19 protein-coding genes are annotated in these 19,606 nt (G+C 59.3%); 7 read left to right on the top strand and 12 right to left on the bottom strand.

The genetic code is table 11. From position 1 onward, the window contains the following. The 5 genes from BF99_RS20940 to rpsU form a co-directional block, all read right to left on the bottom strand. Window positions 1-405: hypothetical protein (locus BF99_RS20940; RefSeq protein WP_038098348.1), on the bottom strand; the 405-nt coding region annotated here is incomplete at its 3' end. Continuing rightward, the gene (locus BF99_RS20945; protein ID WP_025771240.1) at window positions 402-1,244 is read right to left on the bottom strand and encodes an RNA polymerase sigma factor region1.1 domain-containing protein; all 843 of its coding nucleotides are present in this window, start codon (window positions 1,242-1,244) and stop codon (window positions 402-404) included. The genes BF99_RS20940 and BF99_RS20945, both read right to left, overlap by 4 nt. Before the next feature lie 372 nt (window positions 1,245-1,616). After that, window positions 1,617-3,473 (bottom strand): DNA primase, encoded by a 1,857-nt coding sequence (gene dnaG, locus BF99_RS0113115; protein ID WP_025771242.1) that lies wholly within the window; start codon window positions 3,471-3,473, stop codon window positions 1,617-1,619. Window positions 3,474-3,592: 119 nt separating this feature from the next. Next, window positions 3,593-4,045: a GatB/YqeY domain-containing protein gene (locus BF99_RS0113120; protein WP_025771244.1), complete on the bottom strand. Its 453-nt coding sequence runs from the start codon at window positions 4,043-4,045 to the stop codon at window positions 3,593-3,595. A gap of 210 nt (window positions 4,046-4,255) precedes the next feature. Next, window positions 4,256-4,471, bottom strand: a complete 216-nt coding sequence (rpsU, locus tag BF99_RS0113130) for a 30S ribosomal protein S21 (protein WP_025771245.1) — start codon at window positions 4,469-4,471, stop codon at window positions 4,256-4,258. A gap of 279 nt (window positions 4,472-4,750) precedes the next feature. On the opposite strand from rpsU, the gene tsaD reads away from it, so the two are divergent. Next, the gene (gene tsaD, locus BF99_RS0113135) at window positions 4,751-5,872 is read left to right on the top strand and encodes a tRNA (adenosine(37)-N6)-threonylcarbamoyltransferase complex transferase subunit TsaD (protein ID WP_025771246.1); all 1,122 of its coding nucleotides are present in this window, start codon (window positions 4,751-4,753) and stop codon (window positions 5,870-5,872) included. A gap of 101 nt (window positions 5,873-5,973) precedes the next feature. Here tsaD and plsY read toward each other — a convergent pair whose 3' ends face one another. After that, window positions 5,974-6,642 (bottom strand): glycerol-3-phosphate 1-O-acyltransferase PlsY, encoded by a 669-nt coding sequence (gene plsY / locus BF99_RS0113145; protein WP_025771248.1) that lies wholly within the window; start codon window positions 6,640-6,642, stop codon window positions 5,974-5,976. A 525-nt stretch (window positions 6,643-7,167) separates the two neighbouring features. Between plsY and folB the strand changes: the two genes are divergently transcribed. The 3 genes from folB to BF99_RS0113165 are packed head-to-tail and all read left to right on the top strand — an operon-like array spanning window position 7,168 to window position 8,743. After that, complete coding sequence (folB, locus tag BF99_RS0113155) at window positions 7,168-7,521, top strand: dihydroneopterin aldolase (RefSeq protein ID WP_025771250.1); 354 nt, start codon at window positions 7,168-7,170, stop codon at window positions 7,519-7,521. 3 nt (window positions 7,522-7,524) lie between these two features. After that, on the top strand, window positions 7,525-8,112 hold the full coding sequence (folK, locus tag BF99_RS0113160; protein WP_025771252.1) for a 2-amino-4-hydroxy-6-hydroxymethyldihydropteridine diphosphokinase: 588 nt from the start codon (window positions 7,525-7,527) through the stop codon (window positions 8,110-8,112). Window positions 8,113-8,158: 46 nt separating this feature from the next. After that, the gene (locus BF99_RS0113165) at window positions 8,159-8,743 is read left to right on the top strand and encodes an NUDIX hydrolase (RefSeq protein ID WP_025771253.1); all 585 of its coding nucleotides are present in this window, start codon (window positions 8,159-8,161) and stop codon (window positions 8,741-8,743) included. Between the two features lie 3 nt (window positions 8,744-8,746). Here the strand turns inward: BF99_RS0113165 and BF99_RS0113170 are convergent, their stop codons facing one another. Then, the gene (locus BF99_RS0113170; protein ID WP_025771254.1) at window positions 8,747-9,607 is read right to left on the bottom strand and encodes a pteridine reductase; all 861 of its coding nucleotides are present in this window, start codon (window positions 9,605-9,607) and stop codon (window positions 8,747-8,749) included. Between the two features lie 373 nt (window positions 9,608-9,980). Here BF99_RS0113170 and BF99_RS20950 point away from each other — a divergent pair, with 373 nt between their 5' ends. Next, window positions 9,981-11,168, top strand: a complete 1,188-nt coding sequence (locus BF99_RS20950) for a class I SAM-dependent methyltransferase (protein ID WP_197019139.1) — start codon at window positions 9,981-9,983, stop codon at window positions 11,166-11,168. 57 nt (window positions 11,169-11,225) lie between these two features. Then, window positions 11,226-12,119: an undecaprenyl-diphosphate phosphatase gene (locus BF99_RS0113185; protein ID WP_025771256.1), complete on the top strand. Its 894-nt coding sequence runs from the start codon at window positions 11,226-11,228 to the stop codon at window positions 12,117-12,119. Window positions 12,120-12,279: 160 nt separating this feature from the next. On the opposite strand, the gene BF99_RS0113190 is transcribed toward BF99_RS0113185, so the two are convergent. Together BF99_RS0113190 and BF99_RS0113200 are read right to left on the bottom strand one after the other, a co-directional pair. Beyond that, window positions 12,280-13,437, bottom strand: coding sequence for a D-cysteine desulfhydrase family protein (locus tag BF99_RS0113190; RefSeq protein WP_025771257.1), 1,158 nt, complete (start codon window positions 13,435-13,437; stop codon window positions 12,280-12,282). Between the two features lie 273 nt (window positions 13,438-13,710). Beyond that, the gene (locus BF99_RS0113200; RefSeq protein WP_025771258.1) at window positions 13,711-15,615 is read right to left on the bottom strand and encodes a hypothetical protein; all 1,905 of its coding nucleotides are present in this window, start codon (window positions 15,613-15,615) and stop codon (window positions 13,711-13,713) included. Between the two features lie 677 nt (window positions 15,616-16,292). On the opposite strand from BF99_RS0113200, the gene BF99_RS0113215 reads away from it, so the two are divergent. After that, complete coding sequence (locus tag BF99_RS0113215; RefSeq protein WP_025771260.1) at window positions 16,293-16,631, top strand: hypothetical protein; 339 nt, start codon at window positions 16,293-16,295, stop codon at window positions 16,629-16,631. Window positions 16,632-16,850: 219 nt separating this feature from the next. Here the strand turns inward: BF99_RS0113215 and BF99_RS0113225 are convergent, their stop codons facing one another. The 3 genes from BF99_RS0113225 to BF99_RS0113235 all read right to left on the bottom strand — a co-directional run bounded on the left by BF99_RS0113225 (window position 16,851) and on the right by BF99_RS0113235 (window position 19,577). Beyond that, window positions 16,851-17,708: an ABC transporter ATP-binding protein gene (locus BF99_RS0113225; RefSeq protein WP_025771263.1), complete on the bottom strand. Its 858-nt coding sequence runs from the start codon at window positions 17,706-17,708 to the stop codon at window positions 16,851-16,853. An 88-nt stretch (window positions 17,709-17,796) separates the two neighbouring features. Continuing rightward, window positions 17,797-18,540: an ABC transporter ATP-binding protein gene (locus tag BF99_RS0113230; RefSeq protein WP_025771264.1), complete on the bottom strand. Its 744-nt coding sequence runs from the start codon at window positions 18,538-18,540 to the stop codon at window positions 17,797-17,799. Continuing rightward, the gene (locus tag BF99_RS0113235; protein WP_025771265.1) at window positions 18,537-19,577 is read right to left on the bottom strand and encodes a branched-chain amino acid ABC transporter permease; all 1,041 of its coding nucleotides are present in this window, start codon (window positions 19,575-19,577) and stop codon (window positions 18,537-18,539) included. The genes BF99_RS0113230 and BF99_RS0113235 overlap by 4 nt, the downstream gene beginning before the upstream one ends. Window positions 19,578-19,606: the final 29 nt, after the last annotated feature.

The following is a 19,606-nucleotide window of genomic DNA, read 5'->3' on the forward strand; positions in this document are numbered from 1 at the left end:
CTCGGCGGACTTGGCAGGCTCGGTGAACAGACTCGGAGCGTCGCTTGCAAAAGCGGGGGCATCGCCCCGCTTCCGCAATTCATCGAGTCTTTTCAAACTGGCTTGCGCCTCTTCCCGATTGGCCAGCAAGACCTCCCCCCAAGAATATTCCTTACGGGCTTGGGCTCGCCACCACCGGCGAGCATCCCTGGCCTGACCTTGCTTGTCTTTGAAGGAATCGAAAAAACGATCGGAAGGCATCTTGCCTTTTTCCACGCAAAGATCGGCCAAGAAATCGATGGGATCGCCGGCGGTATCATCGGCCTTCGATCCCGGTGCTTGTGCGGCTTTTTTTTCCGATGCCGACGCCCGACGGACCGATGCCAACTCGGCCTCGGATAACTCCCGGATTGGAGATTCGTTCATTTCACTTCTCCTTTCGTGACCTTCTTCGTCGACCCCGCAAGGGAGGTTTTTTCTTTTCGGGGATGGGCTTTTTTCACCCTTTCCTCGCCCGGATCATCCTCCCACGCCGCCGGACGCCACATCCAGTCGTCATCCTTCGATTTGCGGTGGAATTCGCTTTGATACCTTTTAATCAATTTGAAACGACGATCGGCTTCCGAATGATCCGGCCCCTGATCGGGCTCTTTTTCTTTTTCCTTCTCCTGCCCCTTCGCCCCCGGCTTTGCGGATTGCTCCGGCGGAACGACGGGCTCGATGAAGCCGCTGATGATTTCGGTCAATTTGATATCGCCCTTCTTGACCCGATCGTATTCCTCCAAAAGGAAATCGATGGTCGGGGGATAAAGGGCCAAGGCCTCCAACTCCTCTTTCAGACCCTGCTCGATACGCTTGGCGATCTCGATCTCGCCCTTGCGATCGAGGAGCGGGGTATCGCCCATCGATCGCATATACATGCGAATCGGGTCGGTCGTGCGACCGATATCGGCGTCGATGGTGGCGATCTCCGTCGCCGCCTCCTTATTCGCGATATCGTCGCCCGGGACTTCGGAACCCTTGAGGCGAATCTCATCGGCATCGGGAACCATTTCCAGCACGCTGATCCCGACATTGTTCAAGGTCTCGACGATGCCCGCGAACTGCTCGGGATCGGAGGCTCCGGCGGAGATATAGTCATTGACCTCATCGAAGGTCAGATATCCCCCTTGTTCCGCGCCCTTGCTGATGAGCCGGCTGTAGCGAGATTCCTTTTCCTGCTGTTCCACGCCTTGCTGCTGATCGTTCTTGTCGTTCTCGCTCATCGGATCATTCCTCCTCGGATCCGATACCCTTTTTTCGGGATATCGGCAATGAAAAGCGTCCTATGCTCAAGCTCGGATGGGCGATCGGGTGGATCGATCACCGGGCGATTGTAAATCTTGCCCTCGATCGGGCTCGATTCAACGGCGGAGCCTCTCTTTTCACGAAAGATTCTCGATGCCCTACTTTCGATACCCTTTTTTCGCGATAAGGAGCCTGCGAAGCAATCCACGCAAACAAGGGCGCACGGACCCGATCCAGTGGCTTTTGCGGCCGGGTCTTTGGATGCTGGCCCTTTCGCCCTTTGGGCAGGGTCGCTTGAAGATCGAAAGCGCATTCGAGCGAGATCGAACTCTTCATCGTTTTTCGGTGATTCACCGGCCATCGCTCCCTTCTTGCAAGAGCGCTCTCGAAGTCTCGTCGTCGACGGCAGACGCTTTGCGATCCAAGGCCGGCGATTCATCGCCTTGGGCGATATTCGATCCCCGGACAGACCCCGATGAGAGGGCTTCTCGTCGAGCGCGGCGCTTTCGCCGCTTCGCCTGCTCTCGCAGCCGACGCAGGCATTCCTCGAACTCGATCTTCATATCCCCCTTGCCGAAAAGCTCGGGGGGGTCGCGCGAAAGGGCGAGGATCGCTCCCTCCCATCGATGTCCGCGGTAGCGCTCGCGCAGCCGACCGGCGCTGATATCGGGCCGCCGGCGAATGTTCTCGATCAGATCGAGCAGGATATCCGCCCCCCGAAGGTCGGCGGCATCGTCGCGGATCGGCTCCAAATCCTCGTCCTCGACATCCAATGCGACCTGCGGGTCGTAGACGAGGATCCGTACCGCCTGGCGCATCAGGGTCTTGCTCGGCCCGGATCGCTTCGGTCCGCCTGCGGCCCGATCCGAGAATTTCGATCCCGAGCGGCCGGGCGGTCGATAGCCCTCGACCACGGACTCGTCGAAAGAAATCACCGTGCGGTCCTTGGATAGATCCGCAAGCTCCATCTCCAGCTGACGACGATAGCCCCCCGAGGGAATGCGCCGGATAAGAGGCAAGAGCCGAGCGACGAGACGAGAGCGACCCTCCGCACTGCGCAAAGAAAGATCCCGCTCCTTTTGTTCGAAGAGGAAGCGGCTCATCTCGATGGCATCGTCTTGAAGGCGCCGTTCGAAAGCCTCTCGCCCCTCAATGCGGGCAAGGCTGTCGGGATCTTCGCCCTCGGGAAGGAAAAGAAAACGGACCTGACGATCCTCCCCATGCATCGCCGGAAGGGTGTTCTCGAGCGCCCGCCACGCCGCCCTTCGACCGGCTTCGTCGCCATCGAAGCAAAAGACGATATCACCTGCGAATCGAAACAGGCTCCGGATATGATCCGGGGTCGCCGATGTTCCCAAGGTGGCAACCGCTCCGTCGATGCCGGAACGAGCGAGCCCCACCACATCCATATAGCCCTCGACGACCAACAAGCGCTTCGGGCGCACGACCCCGGGACGCCGCAGCCGCCACAGACCGTAGAGTTCGCGTCCTTTGTGGAAAACCCTCGTCTCCGGGGAGTTGAGGTATTTGGGTTCGCCGACGCCGATGATGCGGGCGCCGAAACCTACCACCCGGCCTCTCGTATCGTGAATGGGAAAGGTGATCCGATTGCGAAAGCGATCATAAAGCCGGCCATCCTCTTGGCGCCGGATCACAAGACCGGCGGCGACCAAAAGATCGCGCTCGGATGCCTCCTTGCCCAGTTCCGAAAGCAGAGCCTCCCATCCCGAAGGGGCAAAACCGATCTGGAATTCCCGCGCGACCTCTCCGCCGAGCCCCCGACCCTTCAAATATTCCTTGGCGACATCGGAACCGCGCAATCCATTTCGAAAAAAACGATTGGCCCGTTCCAGCATCTCGAAGATCGCCCGGTGATCGCCATCGGCGGCGAAGCGGCGATCATCGACTTCATGCGGCACCTTGAGCCCGAGACGATGGGCGAGATCCTCCACCGCCTCCACGAAATCCATGTTGGCGTAATCCATCAAAAAACCGATGGCGCTCCCGCTCTTTCCGCAGCCGAAGCAGTGATAGAACTGCTTATCGGGGACGACGGTGAAGGAGGGGGTCTTCTCGGAATGGAAGGGGCACAGGGATTTGAATTCTTTTCCGGAAGGCACAAGACGAATGTAGTGACCGATGATCTCGGCGATATCGGTTCGCGCCAGAATGTCGTCGACAAAGGATCGGGGGATTCGTCCGGCCAATCCACAGCCCTCCCCGAAGCAAGCGATATTTCGAATCCGCGCCGAGGCCCCCTTTGGTTCGAGCCGCTCTCACCCGCTCGACCGAGGCTTGGGCGCTGCCCTTGCAAAGACGGCTTTTTTCAAGCGCGAAGGCGATCCTTGACCTTCATGCTCACCTTGGACATCTCGGCGCGGCCACTGACCTGCGGCTTGAGAAGAGCCATCACCTCGCCCATCCGCTTCAAATCGGTCGCCCCCGATCGTTCGATGGCCTCGGCGATGAGAGCGTCGATCTCCGCCTCGTCGAGGGGGGCGGGCAGATAACCACCGATGATCTCGACTTCCTTGCGCTCGGTCGCGGCCAAATCCTCGCGCCCGGCATCCTCGTACTGGCGAATGGAGTCGCGACGCTGTTTGAGCATCCGATCGAGGACCTCGATGGTGGCGACATCGTCGAGATCGATACGCTCATCCACTTCGCGCTGCTTGATCGCGGCCCCGACCAAACGCAAGACCGAAAGGCGCTCTCGATCGCGAGCGCGCATCGCATCCTTGACATCGTTGTCGATACGTTCTTTGAGGGTTTGGCTCATGCCACCGACCGTCCGAAAAAATCCAACACCGCTTCACCGATCTCGCCTTGTGAATCTTGCCGTTTCAACCCTCGCCGAGATCAAGCGCTTGGCATCCATCGATCTTTGAATCGGGGCGATGATCTATCGAAAGAATCGCCGAAAGGATGCCGAATCCAAGGATCCAAACGCCGCCGGCCGCCGGATCCCGCTTATCCAATCGCAAAGGGCTCAATAAAGCCGCACGCGACGCAGCTGCTCGCGCTGAATCTTTTTCTGATGCCGCTTGACCGCGGCTGCGGCCTTGCGTTTACGGATCGAAGTGGGTTTTTCGTAATACTCCCGCCGCCGCACTTCGGTCAGCACTCCGGCCTTCTCGCAGGCACGTTTGAAGCGACGCAAAGCGACATCGAAGGGTTCATTCTCCTTGATACGAACTTGGGGCATTTCACCATCATCCTCTAAAAGTTGTGATATCCGCGAAAAAGACAACCGAACCCCCCGCTCCCGAATCGGCTCATGCCGAAACGCAAGGCCCGAGGGATAGTCCCTCGAACCGATTCGGGCACAATGAGCGAAGGATAGGAATCGATCGGGGGGATTATACTTCATCATCGTCCTTGATCGGCTTCTTGCACGACCCCCGAAGCGGCCGGATCCGAAACCGTCTGACGATAAAAACATCGATCCGATCCGCCCCGAAAAACCCCTCGAAAGAATATGACGATGCGTATCCTGGGAATCGAGACCTCCTGCGATGAAACCGGCGTCGCCATCTACGATAGCGAGCGCGGGCTGATCGCCCATGCCTTGCACTCGCAGGCGGCTATCCATAACGCCTACGGGGGCGTGGTGCCGGAAATCGCCTCGAGGGATCATATAAGGCGGCTGCTGCCCTTGGTGCGAAACGCCCTGCATCAAGCGAAGGGCCAAGCAAATGGCCAATCAAATGGCCAATCAAATGGCGATGCACCGAAAAGCGACGATACGGGATACGGCGCCAATCCCGGGATCGATGCCATCGCCTATACCGCCGGGCCGGGGCTGGCCGGGGCATTGTTGGTGGGGGCCTGCTTTGCAAGGAGTCTGGCTTTTGCTTGGCAGGTGCCGGCTTTGGGCATCCATCATTTGGAGGGGCACCTGCTGGCCCCGATGCTGGAGCGAAAAGCGCCGCGCTTTCCCTTTCTCGCCCTGCTGGTTTCGGGGGGGCACACTCAACTGGTCGAAGCCAAAGGGGTCGGTGAATATCGCCTCTTGGGGGAATCGCTGGACGATGCCGCCGGAGAGGCTTTCGACAAGGTGGCCACCCTGCTCGGTCTTTCCTATCCCGGGGGGCCTGCGCTTGCGAAACTGGCGCAAGAAGGGGATCCGCATCGATTTCGTTTTCCTAGGCCGATGACGGATCGCCCCGGACTGGACTTCAGTTTCAGCGGACTCAAGACCTGCGCCCTCGATACCCTGCGCAAGGAAAAGCGCTCGAATGCCAAGGGGGGTTCGGACGAGGGGCTACGCGCCGATGTCGCCCGAGCCTTCGAGGATGCCGTGGTCGATACGATGGTGATCAAATGTCGACGCGCGCTGCGAGAAAGCGGACTTTCGAATCTGATCGTCTCCGGCGGGGTCGGGGCGAATCTTCGTCTACGCGCTTCCCTCGAGGAGATGGTGCAAGAAGAAAAAGCGGACCTGCACTGCCCTCGCATCGAATTTTGCACCGACAACGGGGCGATGATCGCTTATGCCGGGAGTCGTCGCTTTTCGCCGAATTCCAAAACCGAGCCCGATATCGACGATCCGAATGCTTTCGGGATCAAAGTGCGTTGGAGGCTCGAGGATCTGACTCCCCCTTGAAATCTTGCTTCCAGGACATCGAGAGGATCCATCTCGCCGGCGGCAACGAGAGGATCTTTGCAATCAACGCTCGATGATCCTTGAAAGCCCGAGGCGCTCGCTCATGCCCGGCGGCCGATCCGGCTCTCGCTGCCGTCGATAAGACGCCGGATATTGCCCCGATGCCGCCATAGGACCAAGATCGCGATCAGCCCGAGGGCGAAGCGATCGAGGACGATGGTGCTCTCGCTTCCGATCCGCACCCAAAAAGAGGCGATGAAGACCCCGACCACGGTCATCATCGACGCCAAGGATGAATAGCGAGTCAAGCCCGCGGTCGCCGACCATATCACCCCCGCAACGAGTGCCGGCAGCCAGCCGAAGGCCACGAGTCCGCCGAGCCAGGTCGCCATCCCCTTGCCTCCTCGAAAGCCGAACCAGATCGGATAGAGATGGCCCAAAAAGGCGGCCAGCAATGCAAGCACCGCCACTTCGGGTACCAGCAGATGAGCCAGCGATACCGACGCCGTTCCTTTGAGCATATCCCCGCCCAAGGTCAACGCCGCCGCCTTCTTGCCCCCGATACGAAGCATATTGGTCGCCCCCGGGTTTTTGGATCCTCGTTCGCGCGGATCGGGCAAGCCGAGGATTCGATAGACCACGAGCGCCGAGGCGATCGATCCGACAAGATAGGCCACGAGAAGAACCGTAACCCCGGCGAGAAGATCGACCCCCGGGGTCGATAGGGCATCGACGATCCTCTCGACTTCCTCGTTCAAAAAGAAATTCATCGATCACCTCGATCGTCGATCAATCGTCGATCATCGAAAATCCGTGCCCGAAAAAGCGATGATCCGTCATTACGAACGGGTCGTTGACCCATCCGACAACGATATCCGATCATCGGGAGCATCGGCTCTAAGGAGGGCATCACGCCCCTGCCGGATCGCATGATCGAAGCGAAATCCAAGAGCCCCGCCCCGTTCGATGGCGCGCCTTGGTCCACGAGCGTTGCGGCTATACTTCGCCTTGATCGCAAGGAGCGGTTCAAGCGATTCGACCGCGATTCGGCCATGGCAATCCGTTGTTTGAGTAGTTGTTTGAGTAGTTGTTTGAGTAGTTGTTTCAGTACCCCATTCATCGACTCGATCGGATTGGACTCGACTCGATCCCCCGCGGCGGCAACCCCTTGGCCCCTTGACCGGACTCCCTTCGCCCTTGATTTTCGCTCTTGATCCTCGGGGCGCCCAAGGTACCGACGACGATTCGATAGCGAAAAAGGATTGGGATTTCGAAAGCCCATCTCAAGGTGCGGCGTGGATACCATCTTCATCAAGGAAATCAAGATCGATACCGTCATCGGCCTCCATCGTTGGGAGCGTCGCATGCGGCAAACAGTGATCATCGATCTCTGGATGGGTGCGGATATCGCTCGGGCGGCGGCCAGCGAGGCGCTCGCCGATACCCTCGACTATCGTGCCGTCTCCAAACGCGTGCAGGAATTCGTGCGCCGTTCGACCTTCTTGCTGGTGGAGACGCTCGCCGAGCGCATCGCGGAGTTGATCTTGCAAGAATTCTCCGTGCCGTGGGTGAGGGTGCAGATCAACAAGGTGGCGGCGCTTCGGGGAGCCAAAGGGGTCGGCATCATCATCGAACGCAAGAAGGACTGAGCCGTGAACCAAGCCTTCGTCGGTATCGGCAGCAATATCCGACCCGAATACAATGTACCCCGAGCGATTTTTGAACTGCAAGCGTCTTTCGGAGAGGTACGAGCCTCCGGGATCTACGAATCCCCGGCCATCGGCTTCGACGGTCCGGCCTTCCACAACCTCGTCGCCGTTTTTCGATGCGATCTGGAGGCGAAAGCGCTCATCGAGTCCCTGCGCACCATCGAGCGGCGATGCGGGCGCAAGCGGGATCCATCGCAAACAGGCCTTCGTTCTCGCACCGTCGATATCGATCTGCTGCTGCTCGGGGATCATGTGCAGCAAGGCGCCGATGGATTCGAACTACCGCACCCCGATATCCTCGAATACCCTTTCGTCTTGGCTCCCTTGGCGGAAATCGCCCCCGATGGACGCCATCCGGTCATCCGGCGCACCTTCGACGATCTGTGGCGGGAATGCGAAAAGCGAGGATCCGCCCTCATGCGTCGACTCGAACGCCGCTCGGCCACCAACGCCTGCGCCCCCGAACGCCCCTATCACGAGTCAAAAGATCTCCCCTTCGAATCCTCGCCCCCGAAACGGATAGCCTCTTGATCCCCCTTACTCGATACCCATTCGATCCCGCAAGGAGATATCGCTCGTGAATTTTTGCTCCCGATGCGCCGCTCCGGTGGTGTTGCGCATCCCGCCGGGGGACGAGCGCCTGCGCCATGTCTGCGATACCTGCGGAACGATTCACTACCGCAATCCCAAAATCGTGGTCGGCTGCATCGCCGAATGGGAAGGAAGGATTCTCCTTTGTCGCCGGGCGATCGAACCCCGAGCCGGACTTTGGACCCTGCCTGCGGGATTCATGGAAAACGGCGAATCCAGCGAAGCCGGAGCCGCCCGAGAGACTTGGGAAGAGGCCTGCGCCCGAGTGGAGATCGATGCCCTGTTCGCCTATCTGAGCATCCCTCGGATCAATCAGGTCTATGTGATGTTCCGAGGCCGCATCGTCGACGGGGTGTTTTCGCCGGGACAAGAGAGCCTGGAGACCAAGCTCTTTTCACCCGATGATATCCCTTGGCAAGAAATCGCCTTTCCCTCCATCACCCGCACCTTGGAACTGTGGCTTCGAGATCGCTCAAAGGGCAAGGGTTTCGGCATCCACTGCGATGTGATCGAGCGGGATCGCCCGATTCGCTCCGACGATCCGCAAAGACCGAGCCCGACAAGCGGGTAGCCCTCAACAAGGAGCGCCCCCGATCCCCCGTCCACCATCCACGGCGATGATTTGGCCGGTGGTATAAGGGGCATCGAGGGCGAGCCATGCCACCGCCATCGCCACCTCCAAGACCGTTCCTTGGCGGCGCAAGGGCACGGACTCCAAGATCCGGCGACGCTGCTCGGCGGCTTCCTCTTCTTGCGCTTGGGCTTGCGGGGTCTCGGTCTGTGGCCAAAGCACGATGCCCGGAGCGACGGCGTTGACCCGCACCGAAGGGCCGAGATCCAAAGCCAACGCCCGGGTCAACATGATCAGCCCGGCCTTGGCCGCGCAGTAGATCGAATGATCGGGAATAGGGGCTCGTCCATGAATATCGACGAGATTGACGATGGATCCTTGGCGTGCGGCAAGAAAGGGGGCGGCGGCCTGCGTCAGAAAATACGGCGCTTTGAGGTTGGTACCCATCAGCTCGTTCCATTGATCTTCATCGGCGCCCCCGACCGGAGTGGGATAAAAAGCCGAGGCGTTGTTGATCAACAGATCGAGGGCGCCGAAACGCTCGACGGTCTTGTCGACGATGCGGGCCGGTATCGAAGGCTCCACGAGATCGCCTTCGAAGGCGGCGGCCGAGCCCGGGCGCACGTCATCGAGATCGCGAACGAGGGCGTTAGCGCTGTCCGCCGATCGACGGTAATGCACCGCAACGCTCAGCCCCCGATGATGCAGGTGTCGGGCGATGGCCGCTCCGACTCGCTTCCCCGCCCCGGTGATGAGGGCCACCCTTGCCGAGGCTTCCGATCGCGGGCTTGCCGCCGATGGGTCGGATGATTCATCGGCTCTTTGCATCTCGCCCGATCCATTCCTTTTCTCCGGTGCCGTCATCGACACTCCTCCTTTGATCGCACCTCGCCGATGATATGAATATTCACCTCGTCATGGATCCGAAGATGGATCGCCCAAGAGCCAAATTCCTTAAGCCCAAGCCCATGAGTCGAATCCTGCGAATCGAAGCCTGCGAAAAAACGGCATCTCATACTACGCGGCATCGATAGAAGACACCCCGATTGAACGATTCCTCGACATGGCCAATCACGATAAAACGGCGGCGCCTCGGGTCGCGAAGAAGCCTGGCAAGAGGCCTCGCATGCCTGATGATACGGGCGATCTCCAAAAAAACACGGGCGAAAGGAAGAGCGATATCGGCGCAGGCTTAGACCCTTGCCTTGACTTCGAGCAATCACGGCACCTTGCTCGAATGCACGCCAAGCTACACCGGGAAATTGCCGATGCCGGGGGGAGCATCCCCTTTTCTCGCTACATGGATCTGGCGCTGCACGCCCCGGGGCTGGGCTATTACCGCGCCGACTGGCATACCTTCGGCCACGAGGGGGATTTCATCACCGCCCCGGAGATCACCCCCCTTTTCTCCCGCACCCTCGCTATCCAGATCAAGCAAGCCCTCGACGGGCTCGGGGCTTGCGATGTGCTGGAATTCGGGGCCGGCACGGGGGCGATGGCGGCGGATATCATCGCCTCCTTGCACCCCGAAATCCCCTTGCGTTATCGAATCCTCGAACCCGCCGCCGCGCTCGCTCGTCGTCAGCGAAAGACCATCTTCGATCGTATCCCGCAAGCCTTCGAGTCCGACAGGAAGGCGCCGAGGCACGATCGAGTCATCATCGACTGGATCGATCGCCTGCCGCCGCCGGGCTTTGCCGGAGTCGTCATCGCCAACGAAGTCGTGGACGCTCTTCCGGTGGAGCGTTTCGAGGTGCAAAAGGAGGGGATCTTCGAATATCGGGTGGGCTGGGGCGAGGACGAGCCGGTCTGGATCAAGGCCCGGGCCGGCGCCTCGACCGAACGGGCGATACGAGGGATCGAGAGCGAACTTGGAACCCCTTTCGCCCCCGGCTATCGATCGGAGATCGGTCCGGCCCGCGAAGCATGGGTGGCGAGCGTTGCGGCGAGGATCGAACGGGGCTTGTTGTTGATTGTCGACTACGGCTATCCGCGGCACGAGTTCTATCACCCCGACCGGTGCGAGGGAACGTTGCGCTGTCATTTCCGCCATCGTCGCCATGACGATCCCCTCGCCCTGGCCGGCTTGCAGGATATCAGCGCCCATGTCGATTTCAGCGCACTGGCGGCGGCCTCCGAGATGGATATCGCCGGATTCACGACCCAAGGGGATTTTCTCATCGCCTGCGGATTGCTCGATCTGATCGAGGATCCGCTCGAGAATATCCGGCCCGGATCCTTGGAATTCGCCCGGATTGTCGATAGCGTCAAACGCATCACCCTACCCGGGGAGATGGGCGAGGCCTTCAAGGTGATGGGGCTTGCGCGCGGATTGAGCGAGCCCTTGATCGGCTTTTCTCGCCGCGACCATCGGCCGCGCTTGCGGCTGGATCCGCAGTCGGTAACGACGAGCGACGGCCGATAGCCGGGCTCGGATCGGCGCATCCGCCCTTCGGCTCGGTCATCGACAACGACTCCTTCGATGGATTGGTCGCAAATCCTCGTGCTCGCCGTGGTCCAAGGCTTGAGCGAATTCCTGCCGATTTCGAGCTCGGCGCACTTGATCCTCGTGCCGAAGCTGACCGGTTGGCCGGATCAGGGGCTCGCCTTCGATGTCGCGGTGCATGTCGGAAGCCTGATCGCGGTGCTGATCTTCTGCCGCCACGATTTCCTGGCCTTGCTGCGCGCAAAATCCATGCACGATTTCCCCTCGCAGGGGAATGGATCGACCGAGACCGGCGAAAAGGAACGCCTCGACCGACAACAATCAAAAGCGATGGCAGGCATGCAGCCTCCGGTCGAGGTCGGCGAAGATCGAAGAAGATGGCCCGCTTGGTGGCTGCTGATCATCGCCTGCATTCCGGTCGGGATCGCCGGGCTCGGAGTGGATATCCTCATCGCGGACGCCCTGCGCGATCCGATCGTGATCGCGCTGGCCACCATCGCCTTCGGGCTGTTGCTATTGGTAGCGGAGCGCTACGGGAAGGGGGATCGAGACTTGGGATCGATCGATCTTCGTATCGCGCTTCTGATCGGATGCGCCCAAACCCTTGCGCTGATCCCCGGCACCTCTCGCGCCGGGATCGTGATCACCGCCGCGCTCTTCCTCGGGCTGAGCCCGAAAACGGCGGCGCGCTTTTCCCTGCTGCTCTCGGTGCCGACGATCCTGATGGCCGGGGGACACAAAGCCATCGAGGTCGCCACCGACCCCGAGGCGATCCCGTGGATCGACATCATGGCGGGGACGGGGATCGCGGCCCTTAGCGCCCTCGTCTGCATCCACCTATTCATGCGGCTGCTCGATCGAAGCGGTTTCACCTGCTTCGTGATCTATCGCTTGGCTCTGGGCGGCCTGCTGCTTTGGCTTTTTCTTTGACATGGCGTCCTTGGTCGGATGCGCCATCGGCTCGCTCGCTCCAAGCCCGGACTTCGAATAATGGCAAGATAGAGCGGACCTTGAAATCCCTTATTTGAAGTCCTTGAAAGATCCCCTCGGCGAAGCGGCGATGCATCGCCGGATGGTCCTATCCTCGAACTTAGGAGTCGGGATTGGAGTTAGGGGATTCGAGGGGATCGGCATCATCGTCGCCCTCACCGTGCGCGGATACCAAACGATCGGCATAAGCGAACAGCGCCGGCAACCCCCCGGTATGCAAGAAGAGCACGCGACTTCCCGGGGCGATATCACCGTTTCGCACCCGGGCGATGAGACCGGCCATCGCCTTGCCGGTATAAACCGGATCCAGGAGCAAGGCCTCGGTGCGGGCGGCAAGGGCGATGGCCTCTCGAACGGCAGGATTGAGGGCGCCGTAGCCGGGGGCGAATACCGCATCGCAAACATCGACATCCTCTTTGGAAAAGATATCGAGGCGGTCGATCATCTTCGCGACCTCGGCGGCGCGTGCCTCCACCCGAGGCCTTTGCAAGGCGGCCTTGCGTCGCACGCAGATACCCGAGATCGAAACCGGCTCGCCGAGGGCGCGCATCCCCACCAAAATGCCGCTATGGGTCAGGGCGCTACCGGAGGCGAGGATCAAATGATCGAAGGATAACCCCCGCTCTCGGGATTCGTCGACGATCTCACAAGCGGCGCAAACGTAGCCGAGCCCGCCCAAAGGCGGGTGGCCGACCCCGAGGTGGATGGTATAAGGGCGGTGGCCTTCCGCCTCCAAACGACGAGCCAATCGATCCAGACTGTCGTCGGCGGCGGACTCGATCGACGCGGATTCTTCAATCAAGGCGAGATCGGAGCCACCCCCGGCATCATCCGAAGCATCGCTATCGGGGAGAAGAAAGGGATGGAGGGTGGCGCCTAGCAGGCGATCAAGAAGAACATTTCCGGAACGGCGATAGAGATCGCTGCGATTGGCGACCCTCTCCTCCAACTGGAGATGCGCCTTCATTCCCAAACGGCGGGCGCCGGCGGCCGCCAAACGAACGAAGTTGGATTGCACCGCCCCGGTGATCAGAATCGTATCGGCTTTTTGCGCCTTCGCCTCGCCGAGGTAGAACTCGAGTTGGCGCACCTTGTTACCGCCGAGCGCAAGGCCGGTGCAATCATCGCGCTTGATCCAAAGATCGATTCCCAAGGCCGCCCCCAATCGAGGCGCGGCCTCCAAAGGCGTCGGGGTATGACCGAGACGAATTCTGGGATAGCGCTCGAGGGCGGCAAGGGGATGGGATCGATCGGACATCGCTTGAAATCCGTCCTTATCGGGGAGAAAAAACGAAAGAGCGGGGTATCGGCAGCGAAGTATCGGCGGGGAGCATATCCGGCGGGTAATATCGACGGGTAGGGGGAAAAAGCGGCAGCCGATACTCTTGCAAAAAAAGCCCCGATTCCGTCATGGAATCGGGGCTTTTACTTTCTACCCTTGACACTCGAGGGATCGATTGATCATCGCTGTTATGACCATCGCTCCCCAATCAATCGCTGCAAGCCCTATCCTTTTACCCCTCTATCGGGATCAAGGACGCTGGGGCGAGCTGCTGTTGACGTGGGTGTTATTGGTCAAAGGACCGCTGCTCCCGGATCGAACCAGCACTTGGGAGGACAACATCCCTTCGTCGGTCGAAAGGATCTCACAGGCCAACCGGCCGTTGGCCGCTCCACCCCAGTGGGTATCGGCATCGAAACCCTGGGATGAAAGCACGGCGGCAATGCCCGCTCTGGTCAGCACGGTCGTTCCTCCGCTGGGCACCGTCCCTTCCATGCGCGCGAACCAGCTATCCCCGACCTGATTCGAGCAGTCAAGGAAGACATCGCAAGCGGCGTCGCGATTCTCGCAGCGAATGCGGACAAAAGCCTCATCGGGCGAGCTCGGGGGCGGAATGGCATAAGCCACGGCATTGGGCATCAATCCTTCGAGCCCCAAGGCGACGCTACGGCTAGAAGGCTGGGAGTTGACCGTGGCATGGGGGGCGCCGTCGAAAAGAGCCCGGGCCCTGAAGGTATAGTTATCGCCATGCTCCAAAGTGGCGCTGCCGGGAACGAAGAAGAGCTCCCATTCCTCGTTTCCGTATTGGCTATTCAAGCCCAAGGGAGCCAGATCCGTCATCCGGATCCTGACGGTGCCATCCTCGGACATATCCCGAAACGCTCCTTGAATCGCTCGGTTCCCGATGCGAATCTGGCGATAGATATAGTGCCCCGTGTTTTGATCGATGTCGGGAGTGACGGCGAGTTCGATGACATCGTCTGCCGATGGTTGAAAGGGGGTACCGTCGGCCTTGAGCGGACGAACGAGATCATCGGTTCCGTATTTGAGCTGATCGCAGGCCGTTTGGCTGCGCAGGGATTCGGTGGAACCGGCAAAGATCCTCACCTGCCCCAGCAGCATGGCATCTTTGGTGGTGTTCTCGCTAAGACCTGCGACCCCGGAGGGGATATAAAGCGACTGGACGGTCGCAAGTTTGCTCTCGCTATTTACTTTGTCTTTCTCGCCGTCAGCGAATCCCGCCCCGCCGATGCGGATTGCAACCCTCGTATTTTGCTGCGCGCCGATGAGGTAATGCGATCGGTCGGAGCTGCTGGGAGGCATCGGCAAGGGATATCTACTGACCGCTGACCGAGGACCCAAGACCAGATGCTGGACATAGGGAACCGTCCTTGCATAGACACAGGAGCCGTCGTTGGCGGCATCGCTCAAACACCTACCGGCGGGGCCTGCGGGAAAGTAGTTTTCGCCGGAGGTCGCTACCGATCGAATGGCGGAGGTGATCGTCACCGACCTCGAGGGATCGAAATCCGTCACCGCCAAGGGCGGGATCGAGAAGACGATGGTACTTCTCGCCTTGATCTTTTCGACCAAATCTTTCCCGTTGAATGCGAATTCGAAGGTGACGCGATCATCGCCGACATTGCCGCCCGTCAGCTTCCTGACATTCGTGGCATCGCTGATTTCCGTGCCATCTTCCATATAGGTGCGCACATCGCCGGCGGTGATGGGATCATGGAAACGAGCCCCGCCGCCGACCGATAGCGTGATATTGGCCACCTCTCCCTGGGCGATATAGTGTTCATCGTTTCTCGGGTAGTAGCCCAAGGTGTACTTGATCGGTCCGCCGTCGGCTTGCAGGGCTTGAGTCCCCGATCCCGAACCGAATATTTCGCGAGCGTAAATCAGGCGGCCGTCTATCTTCTGCGTGAAGGAGACATTGTCTCCACCGATGCAGGCACGCAAGGCGGCCGCCCCGTTACCGGTCAGCGAATCCGTCTGCGCAAACGCCGGTCGGATACCGACAATCGATACGACCAGAGCCGCCACCGTCAGCACGACAAGAGATGCCACGCGCATCAAAGATCGCGCCCCGCCGGCACGAAAGAGGCCGGATCCGTAAAGAGCCGCGGGAGATGGTTTGAGGATAGGCATGTTGCGCTCCTTGGAATACGCTTGTGTGATCCGACGCCTGTCGATTCCTGATGTGATGATCCGAATATCCACGGTTCGGCACCGCAGGGCCCGCACCTACGACGCACCCTATCAAGTGCGCACCCCCGGGGCGGCCTTTCGATTGCCCATCAACATTGGATCATAGCACGGAACGCCATGATCTCGTTTGCACGAAGATCGAAGGCCGGCCAAAATTTCATAATCGATCATCCCGGTGGTGGATGATACCCGTGAAGAGGGAATGTGTCCACCGATTGATGAGGGCGAAATGAATGTGATAGGTGACTTAAGGACCCCCGCCGGGATCGCCCTTCCCGCCTTGGCCTTTTTCGCATCGTCGGACAATGTCGGTCGATCCTTAGCCAAAACCCTGTCTCGAAGCGATCTCGGGACAATGCCCCGGCCTCGAGGATCCTTCACCTGCTCGACGCTCGATACCGAAAGCGGCGAGCCCCGGTCTTCGAGCCCGAACAGTCTTCGAGCCCGAATATCGCCTCATACACCGTCTGCCTTCGATCGTTTCATGCTACCATCGATTCGATCGAGTCTTGGCATCGATAGGCGTTCTGGCATGCGTTTTTGGGGCATGAACGGCAAAGGCACCTTCGAGATATCGATGCGACAAAGAATCAATGACGAGGACGAGGTAATCGACGATGTCCAAACCCTACGAGGAAAAATGGCTCGGAGCCTCAGGTCAAGAATATCTGTACTCCGTCCACTCCGTCAACGATCATCGTATCGGGAAGACCTTCGACAACGTCCCCGGGAATTACATCTTCGCCAAAAAGACCTATCCATCGGGGGAATTTTCACCGATCTATATCGGGCAATCGGGGAATCTCTCGGAACGATTCGAGGACCATCACAAGAACTCCTGCATTCGCAGGCGGGGTGCGACCCATATCTTCGTGCACCGAAACGATGACGAAAACGTTCGTTTGGCGGAGGAAAAGGACCTGCTCGATAACAGCAATCCCCCCTGCAACGAATAGCCACACCCCCTCTTGGCGATCGACCCTCGCAAGGGTCGATCCCTCACCGCAATCGCCGCGCGATCAATATCCGCGTTGACCGTTATCCTCGTCGATTCGCTTGGGTTCGATCCGCCTCGCCAGGATCGATGGATGGCCCCGATACCCGCTCGACAATCTACCCGCTCGATCATCGGTCATCTCGACAAGGGATTCGTAAGGATTTGAATCCCGGGGCATTCACCCGCCGAGAAATAGCTGCCCGACCTTGGGGTTGGCCAGAAGATCGTCGCCTTTGCCCGCGATCGCGATCTCGCCCGATACCAATACATAGCCGATATCCGCGAATTCCAGACCCTTCTTGGCATTTTGCTCCACCATGATGATCGTCTTGCCGTCGCGGCGTTGCAGATCGTCGAGGATCTCGAATACCATATCGATGAACCGCGGCTCCAAACCGATCGACGGTTCGTCCACCAACAACACCTCCGGATTCATCACCAAAGCGCGCGATATTTCGAGCAGGCGCCGCTCGCCGCCCGATAGAACCTTCGCTTTGTGCTTGCGGCGGGCCGCCAGCCTCGGATATTTATCGAAGACCATCTCCGCGGACTGTCTGGCCTGCTGCGGCCGATCCTTCAAAAATCCGCCCATCCAAAGATTTTCCTCGACCGTCATGCCCGGAAAGACCGACTTATCCTGCAAGATATAGGCGATCCCGGCATTCGCCAGTTTCTCGCTCGGGGTGAGTTTGGTCACATCGCTGCGATCGTCGCCCACGAAGATCTTCCCTTCGAAGATATTGGTGAATCCGAAGATCGAATGCAAGATCGTGGACTTGCCCGCACCGTTGGGACCGATCAAGCACAGCGACTGCCCCTTGGCGACCCGCAGGTCGATGCCGTGCAAGATCTCCATCTTGCCATAGCCCGCCCTTAGCCCCTCGATGGAAACGAAGGCCGGCCCCCCTGCCAGATCCTCGATCTTCGAGACCGTGATCTCCTCGGCGATGGCCGCGACCTGACGCGTCACGTCATCGACGGAGATGACGGTATCGACGCTGCCGCCGCCGTAGCCGATATTTTTATCTCGGGGCATCGGGTTTATCTCGAAGGGTTATCTTTGAAGATCGATCTTGAAAGTCCATCTCGGATTATCGGGGGCCATCGGCATCGCCGCCGATCCCCTAGTGGGCTCCCAAATAGGCATCGATGACCCGCTGATCGTTCTTGATCGCCTCGGGATTGCCATCGGCCAGCATCTGTCCGTGAGCGAGGCAGTAGATATGCTCCGCCATATTCATGATCACCCGCATGTTGTGCTCGATGACGAAAAGGGTGATGCCCATCTCCGAATTGGCTCGCTTCAATCGATCGATGAGACCGTTGATCAGCGTCGGATTGATGCCCGCCGTCGGCTCGTCGAGCAACAGCACCGTCGGCTCGTTCATCAACGCCATGGCGAACTCCAAGAGTTTTTGCTGCCCGAAGGAGAGGGAGCCCCCCCTTAAGTAGCGCTTCTCGTAAAGCCCCACGAAATCGAGCAGCCCCTCGGCCCGCTCGATCTGCTCGGCAGCGTTCTTGGAAAAGGCATCGAAAAAAGTCATCTTGCGATGCGGCATCGAGATCAGCATATTCTCGACACAGTTCATCGCCCCGTAAATGCGGGTTTGCTGAAAGGTCCTCAGCAACCCCAAGCGCGCGATCTCCGGCACTTTGAGCCTGGAAATTTCCTTTCCCTCGAACTTGATCGAACCCTCGTCGATGGGGTGATATCCCACGATGGAATTGAACAAGGTCGTCTTGCCGGATCCATTGGGTCCGATCAAGCCGGTGATCCGGCCCTTGCTCACCTGCATGGAGATATCGGTATTGGCCTTGACGCCACCGAAGGATTTGGAGACGCCCGAGATATCGATGATCGCGCTCATCGACCCGAATCCGATGCGATATTCTTGTTTTCGACCCGAATGCCGAACCATTCGGGTCGCTTGGTCGTCAGCCAGCCCATCAGACCGTCCTGGAAATAAACGACGGTCACGACGATCAAGGCCCCCAATGCCACCCACTGCCAGCCGAGGAAATAATTCCATGTCACCTCTTTGAAGACATGGAACATGATGGCCCCGATGATCGGCCCCCAAAGTGTCCCTTTGCCGCCCAAGAGCACGCAAACCACCATGAAGATCCCGAGGTTGATGGTCTGGTAGGCGGTTTCCAAGGGCTCGAAATGGAGCAACTGAAAGGCCGAGATGCCACCGGCGATGCCGATGAAAAAGGCCGACATGACCCATGCCGCCAACTTATAGCGCAGGGTATGGATGCCCATGGCCTCGGCCTTTTCCTCGTCGTCTCGAATCGCGTTGATCGCCGCGGTGAAACGTGTCGCATAGAGCCAACGGAGAAATAGATAGAGCACCACGCCGACGGCGGCGAAGGAGAAATAGATGAACAATCGCTCCTGCTCGCCCGGGTAATTCGGCATCGAGATGCCCTGCCCCCCGCCGACCCACTCCCAGTTGGAAACGAGTTCACCGGCGGCGATGGCGACCCCCAATGTGCCGATCGCGAAATAAGGTCCGCGCAAGCCGAAGGTCAGATATCCGATGACATAGGCGCAAAACGCACAGAAAAGACCGGCCCCGATCATTGAGAGCCCGAAACCGGTGAAGTATTGCGCGGTGGTAAAGGCGAAGATCCCGCCCCCGGAGGCATCGTTGTATTCGCGCACATCGTAGACCAGCCCGATGGTGATCACCGCCGCCACATACATCCCCGTGCCGTAAAAGAAGATATTGCCCAAGGAGTTGTAGCCCATCTGCCCGCCGGTCATATCCCAAGTCATGGCAACGATGATGAACAGCCACAGGGTCGCCAGTTGGGTCTGATAGTCGGGAAAGGCGAAGGGCGCGGCGATGATCGCGGCCAGCATCGCCAAATGAAAAGAAGTCGATGATTTACCGGTCATGTTTCATCCTCTTTTCATCCTCTTTTCAT

Source organism: Thioalkalivibrio sp. HK1 (genome assembly GCA_000583135.1).
In the GTDB taxonomy this organism is placed as follows: Bacteria; Pseudomonadota; Gammaproteobacteria; order HK1; family HK1; genus HK1.

Bases quoted from the DNA above. Each gene is read 5' to 3' on its own strand.
- BF99_RS20945 (WP_025771240.1), bottom strand. From the start codon at position 1,244: ATGAGCGAGAACGACAAGAACGATCAGCAGCAAGGCGTGGAACAGCAG.
- BF99_RS0113185 (WP_025771256.1), top strand. From the start codon at position 11,226: ATGGATTGGTCGCAAATCCTCGTGCTCGCCGTGGTCCAAGGCTTGAGC.
- BF99_RS0113200 (WP_025771258.1), bottom strand. From the start codon at position 15,615: ATGCCTATCCTCAAACCATCTCCCGCGGCTCTTTACGGATCCGGCCTC.
- BF99_RS0113120 (WP_025771244.1), bottom strand. From the start codon at position 4,045: ATGAGCCAAACCCTCAAAGAACGTATCGACAACGATGTCAAGGATGCG.
- BF99_RS0113230 (WP_025771264.1), bottom strand. From the start codon at position 18,540: ATGAGCGCGATCATCGATATCTCGGGCGTCTCCAAATCCTTCGGTGGC.
- BF99_RS0113190 (WP_025771257.1), bottom strand. From the start codon at position 13,437: ATGTCCGATCGATCCCATCCCCTTGCCGCCCTCGAGCGCTATCCCAGA.
- BF99_RS0113225 (WP_025771263.1), bottom strand. From the start codon at position 17,708: ATGCCCCGAGATAAAAATATCGGCTACGGCGGCGGCAGCGTCGATACC.
- BF99_RS20950 (WP_197019139.1), top strand. From the start codon at position 9,981: ATGCACGCCAAGCTACACCGGGAAATTGCCGATGCCGGGGGGAGCATC.
- plsY (WP_025771248.1), bottom strand. From the start codon at position 6,642: ATGAATTTCTTTTTGAACGAGGAAGTCGAGAGGATCGTCGATGCCCTA.
- BF99_RS0113235 (WP_025771265.1), bottom strand. From the start codon at position 19,577: ATGACCGGTAAATCATCGACTTCTTTTCATTTGGCGATGCTGGCCGCG.
- BF99_RS0113215 (WP_025771260.1), top strand. From the start codon at position 16,293: ATGTCCAAACCCTACGAGGAAAAATGGCTCGGAGCCTCAGGTCAAGAA.
- BF99_RS0113170 (WP_025771254.1), bottom strand. From the start codon at position 9,607: ATGACGGCACCGGAGAAAAGGAATGGATCGGGCGAGATGCAAAGAGCC.
- rpsU (WP_025771245.1), bottom strand. From the start codon at position 4,471: ATGCCCCAAGTTCGTATCAAGGAGAATGAACCCTTCGATGTCGCTTTG.
- tsaD (WP_025771246.1), top strand. From the start codon at position 4,751: ATGCGTATCCTGGGAATCGAGACCTCCTGCGATGAAACCGGCGTCGCC.